This window comes from Clostridium gallinarum (assembly GCF_014836325.1).
Lineage (GTDB): Bacteria > Bacillota > Clostridia > Clostridiales > Clostridiaceae > Clostridium > Clostridium gallinarum.
The window spans coordinates 1-4,684 of record NZ_JACSQZ010000103.1 but is presented as its reverse complement, the minus strand read 5'-3'; the positions used below and the strand labels follow the sequence as shown (position 1 = coordinate 4,684).

Annotated in this window: 7 protein-coding genes; all 7 read right to left on the bottom strand. The window is 22.1% G+C overall.

Annotated features, from left to right (window positions below):
• Positions 1-308: hypothetical protein (locus H9660_RS15770; protein WP_191751323.1), on the bottom strand; the 308-nt coding region annotated here is incomplete at its 3' end.
• Positions 301-684, bottom strand: coding sequence for a type II secretion system protein (locus H9660_RS15765; protein ID WP_191751322.1), 384 nt, complete (start codon positions 682-684; stop codon positions 301-303). The genes H9660_RS15770 and H9660_RS15765, both read right to left, overlap by 8 nt.
• Positions 684-1,154 (bottom strand): prepilin-type N-terminal cleavage/methylation domain-containing protein, encoded by a 471-nt coding sequence (locus H9660_RS15760; protein WP_341479611.1) that lies wholly within the window; start codon positions 1,152-1,154, stop codon positions 684-686. Before H9660_RS15760 ends, H9660_RS15765 begins: the two co-directional genes overlap by 1 nt.
• The gene (locus H9660_RS15755; RefSeq protein ID WP_191751321.1) at positions 1,147-1,575 is read right to left on the bottom strand and encodes a type II secretion system protein; all 429 of its coding nucleotides are present in this window, start codon (positions 1,573-1,575) and stop codon (positions 1,147-1,149) included. The genes H9660_RS15760 and H9660_RS15755 overlap by 8 nt, the downstream gene beginning before the upstream one ends.
• Entirely contained in the window at positions 1,562-2,065 is a 504-nt protein-coding gene (locus H9660_RS15750; protein ID WP_207729508.1) for a prepilin-type N-terminal cleavage/methylation domain-containing protein, read from the bottom strand. Before H9660_RS15750 ends, H9660_RS15755 begins: the two co-directional genes overlap by 14 nt.
• A complete protein-coding gene (locus tag H9660_RS15745) occupies positions 2,065-3,114 on the bottom strand; it encodes a type II secretion system F family protein (protein WP_191751320.1) in 1,050 nt (349 codons plus the stop codon). Before H9660_RS15745 ends, H9660_RS15750 begins: the two co-directional genes overlap by 1 nt.
• Positions 3,089-4,471 (bottom strand): GspE/PulE family protein, encoded by a 1,383-nt coding sequence (locus H9660_RS15740; RefSeq protein WP_341479610.1) that lies wholly within the window; start codon positions 4,469-4,471, stop codon positions 3,089-3,091. Before H9660_RS15740 ends, H9660_RS15745 begins: the two co-directional genes overlap by 26 nt.
• Positions 4,472-4,684 lie beyond the last annotated feature (213 nt).

Genomic DNA, 4,684 nt, shown 5'->3' with positions numbered 1-4,684 from the left:
TCTTTATATATATCTTTAAAATTATCATTTCTTAAAGAATATAAATAAATTAATTTATTTTTCTTATCTACTTCATAATGGAATAAAATATTATCTTTATTACTAAAATCTTCAGTAATTTTTTCTTGTACATAGGTTTCAAACTTATTCCCAATATACTCATAACTTTTTACAAATATCTTTTCAGAATATAATACTATTTTTCTTTTCTTTTTTAATATATTAAGTAAATTAACTAAAGTCCTTTTATTATATTCTTCCTTTTTATGATAATACTTCTCATCATAAACATTAATCTTACTAATCATATTTATCTCCTATTATATCCTCAGTTTTATAATAAGTTGGCACCAAAAACTTGTTGCCATTATATTCTTTAATTTCAACTTCTATATATCTATTAGCTTTATCTAATTGTTTTATAATATAATATTTATTGTTTTTCTGAATAAACTTGTATTTTTCAATAGTTGTACCAATATTTAAATTTGGCATCTTTTTATTAAAGCTCTTTAATATTTTCTCTTCTTCCATATTTAAGCTTCTCTTATCATTATAAGAATTGAAAGTTTGAGATTTTAAATAATTATAGCTTATTAAATTTATAGATAGACTTATTAATAAAATCACTATCATTAAAACTACTAATGTCTGTATTAAAGCAAATCCCTTCTTTTTACACATTACAAACAAATAATCCTTTCATCCTTATTTAAATTAATTATTTTTAAATAGTATGTCTTTCCCTTTTTTATTATTTTAAAGCTAGAAACATCAATCATTAGTATATTAAATCCAAGTTGATATTTATTTTCATTTAATGTTCTTAAGACTATTCTATTTTTACTACTTTCAAAATAAATTTCTTTTTTCTTTAATTCAGGTTTATTATTATCCTTTTTATAATTAATTGTTATTTTATTATTATCTTCTTCTACAACTATAGATTGAATCATATAAGCTTTTAAAAGTCTTTCAATATTAAGTATTGCATCATCAAAAGAATCTTGATACTTTGAATTTTTTAAAAGCATTGAATAACTTTTAAATGTAATTATTGTAGTATTAATAGCTAATGTTAATACTATCAATTGTATTAACATCGATATATTTAATTCTATTAAAGAAAATCCCTTCTTCTTTTTCTTAAATATCCATCCAATAAGATTTAATAAATTCTCTTTCAGTCATAATTCCTCCCTTAGGACTTAATATTTTTACTCTATACACATATATCCTATAATTTTCTTCTGTAGATTCATCTTTTATTTTTTCAATTATAATATCATTTCCTCTTTCTAATAAAAGAAGAGATTTTTTAGATATATTTTCCATGATATTATCGCTATATTTCAAAGATAAATTATTATTAAACAGTGTTTCTAATTCAGTAATAGTAAAGTTATATTTAATTTCATTTTCTATTGCATATGCTATTCTATTTCCCTTTTCTTTATTTTTTCTTAAGGTAATAGAGTTTATAGTAATACTTGTAATTTGAAAAGATAAAGATATAGTTATTAAAATAATAGCTAAAGATATTATTGATTCTATTATGGTACTACCCCTCTTCATTTATAACATCTCCATCTTCATTGTCACTTTCATAAGTTCTACTAATATCATTTCCAACACTTATAGTTATTTCTATTTTCCTGTTATTCTTATACATTAATGTAATAGTTCCTGCTGATTTAATATATCCTTCATCTGTAACATTATTATTCGCACTTGTTATACTTGAAGATACTTTGAAATTAGATCCTACTTCAATATTCTTACTTAATTTTATTATCTTTTTAAACGAGTGATTTTTATCGCTTACTTCAAAAGCTATTGTTTTTCTATCGGAGCCTACAATTATTTGACCATGCACTTTATTTTTTCTACAATAAGCTTTAGCAAAACTCAATAAAGCTTTTACTTCATTGGCTGAATTTTTAAATTCAATCACTTCTAAATTTTCTTTAACTTTAGAAATATTAACAATAGCAATAGAGGAAATAAGTGAAATTATAGATAGTACTATAATTACTTCAATAAGTGTATATCCTTTTTTTATCATTATATAGCTACCTCATACATTGATGAGAATAATGGAAGTACAAAAATAATTAAGAATAATATAACAAAACCACCTATAATTAATATTGATACTGGTTGAATAATTGCTGTTTTTTTATTGATCATATCAATTAATCTTTCTTGTAAATATATAGTCAATGACTCTAATCTTTCCTCAATCCCTCCACCTTCTTCACCCAATTTAATAATGGAAACTGTATATTTTGAATAATTTCCTTTACTTATTAAACTATCTGAAATTGATTCACCTTTTAAAATATTATTATTCAAAGCAATAAATCTATCTATTAAATCCATATTTTTAAAGTTCGATGTTGCACATATAAGTCCATCCGATAAATTAATACCACTTTTTATTATTATCCCCAAAATTGAGATAAAAAGAAATTCATTAAATTCTCTATATGTCTTAAATTTATTCATCAAAACTATAAATTTATTTTTAAAGTAATATTTATATAAAAACCATACTAAGAATATTAAATTTAAAAAATAAATTAAAAATTCTACAGTGTTTTCTCTTATAAATTTTGAAAATCTATAACTTATTTCACACATTAAAGGTACTTTATTATTTAAATTAATATAAAATTCATATAAATTAGGTATTACAAAAAGTAAAAGAAAAATAAATAACCCAATAGTAGTTAGTAATATTAAAAAAGGATAGGATAAAGCGCTTTTTACCGTATTATTAAAAAATATAATAACCTTATAATAATCTTCTAATCCTTTTAAAACCTTATAAAGATTTCCACTCTTTTCGCCCATAGCTATCATGCCGATAAAAAATTCAGGATATAAATTTGGATATTGCTTAAAAGATTTTTCTAAAGATTCTCCTTTTAAAACATATTCCTTAATTCCATTAATACTATCTTTATATGATTTCCTTAAGGGTAGTTCTTTAAGTAAATCTACAATCATAATCATTGAAATACCTTCTTTATAAAGTATAGCTATATTTCCTGCTATTAAAGCTAAATCATCATAGTGTATCTTATTACGCATTAATCTTACTTTCTTCATAATTTAATCCTTCTTCTATTAAAAATTTATTATAATCTTCTATTGAAATAAATCCATTTTCAACTAAATAATTTAAATTAGATATCATTTCATCATTACTTAACTCTTTTATTTCCTGGAAAATATTTGAAGTTATTCTTTTAATCTTATCATCTATATATACAATTGAACTTACTAATTTTCTTCCTTTGTAACCTGTATAATTACAAGAAATACATCCTGTAGCTTTATATCCTAATATAAATTTATCATTTATTTTTATATGATTACTTTTTTCCTTACAATCATTACATAAAGTTCTTATAAGCCTTTGAGATACTATTCCTATTAATGAATCTCTTATTAAATAAGATTTTACACCCATATCCTCAAGTCTAAAAAACACTTCCTTAGGAGTTTTAGTATGAATTGTAGAATAAACTTTATGTCCAGTTAAAGATGCTGTAACAGCCATGTTTGCAGTTTCTGAATCTCTTATTTCTCCTATCATTAAAATATCTGGATCTTGTCTTAATATACTTCTAAGTCCTGTAGCAAATGTAATATCTACTTTTTTATTTAAGCTTACTTGGTTAATTCCATTTATTAAAACTTCAACTGGATCTTCTAAAGTTGTAATATTAACATCTTTTTTATTAACTTCTTTTAAAATAGAATATAATGTTGTGGATTTTCCGCTACCAGTTGGACCATTAATTAAAACAAGGCCATTTTTCATAGAAATCATTTTATTTAATTTTTCTCTTTGAGTATTGCTTAAATTTAAATTATTTATATTATGATTAAATACTTCTCCATACAAAATCCTAATTACTAATTTTTCTCCATAAATAATAGGTATGGTAGATAGTCTTAAATCATAATCCTTATTCCTAATATTAAAATAAGCTTTTCCATCTTGAGGTCTCCTTTTTTCAGTCAGATCCATATTGCCAATAACTTTAATTCTCGAAATTAATTTTTGATACTCATTATGCTTAATTTTGGTAAAAGGTACCAGTGTTCCATCAATTCGTATTCGTATAAGTACGTCTTCTTTTTGAGGTTCAAAATGTATATCTGATGCTACTTCTAAAATAGCTTTAGATAAGATTAATTTAAGTAAATTCTCGTCCTCACCAAGAAAAACTTTAAAAATTAAATCCTTTATATAATCATTATCAATTTTTATTATTTTTAAAGTTTTATTAAAAATAAATTGAATTTCTTCTTTATTTTCCAGAAAGTCCTTTGCCGAAAACACTATAATTTTATCTGATTCAATTTTTATTGGTAAAATATTATTTTCCATAGTTTTATTTTTACCTAATTTTCTTGCAATATCTAATTGGATATTATAGATTTCTATTTTATTCATTTTCATCACCATTTAAATTTATATCCATATATTCAATATTTATACAATTAATAAAATAAAAAAGTGTTAAAATATAATAGCAAGGTGACTTGGAACTTGCTATGATATTTTAACACTTCAAAACTGAAGGAAGGAAAGTATAAATAGTTAATATTTTATAACTGGTCTATACATAAAAAAAGTATTTATAAACTAATATAAATACTCCTAATT

Excerpts from the sequence above, each read along its gene's own strand:
- H9660_RS15765 (WP_191751322.1), bottom strand. The coding sequence starts at position 684 with ATGTGTAAAAAGAAGGGATTTGCTTTAATACAGACATTAGTAGTTTTA.
- H9660_RS15745 (WP_191751320.1), bottom strand. The coding sequence starts at position 3,114 with ATGAAGAAAGTAAGATTAATGCGTAATAAGATACACTATGATGATTTA.
- H9660_RS15740 (WP_341479610.1), bottom strand. The coding sequence starts at position 4,471 with ATGAATAAAATAGAAATCTATAATATCCAATTAGATATTGCAAGAAAA.
- H9660_RS15755 (WP_191751321.1), bottom strand. The coding sequence starts at position 1,575 with ATGAAGAGGGGTAGTACCATAATAGAATCAATAATATCTTTAGCTATT.
- H9660_RS15750 (WP_207729508.1), bottom strand. The coding sequence starts at position 2,065 with ATGATAAAAAAAGGATATACACTTATTGAAGTAATTATAGTACTATCT.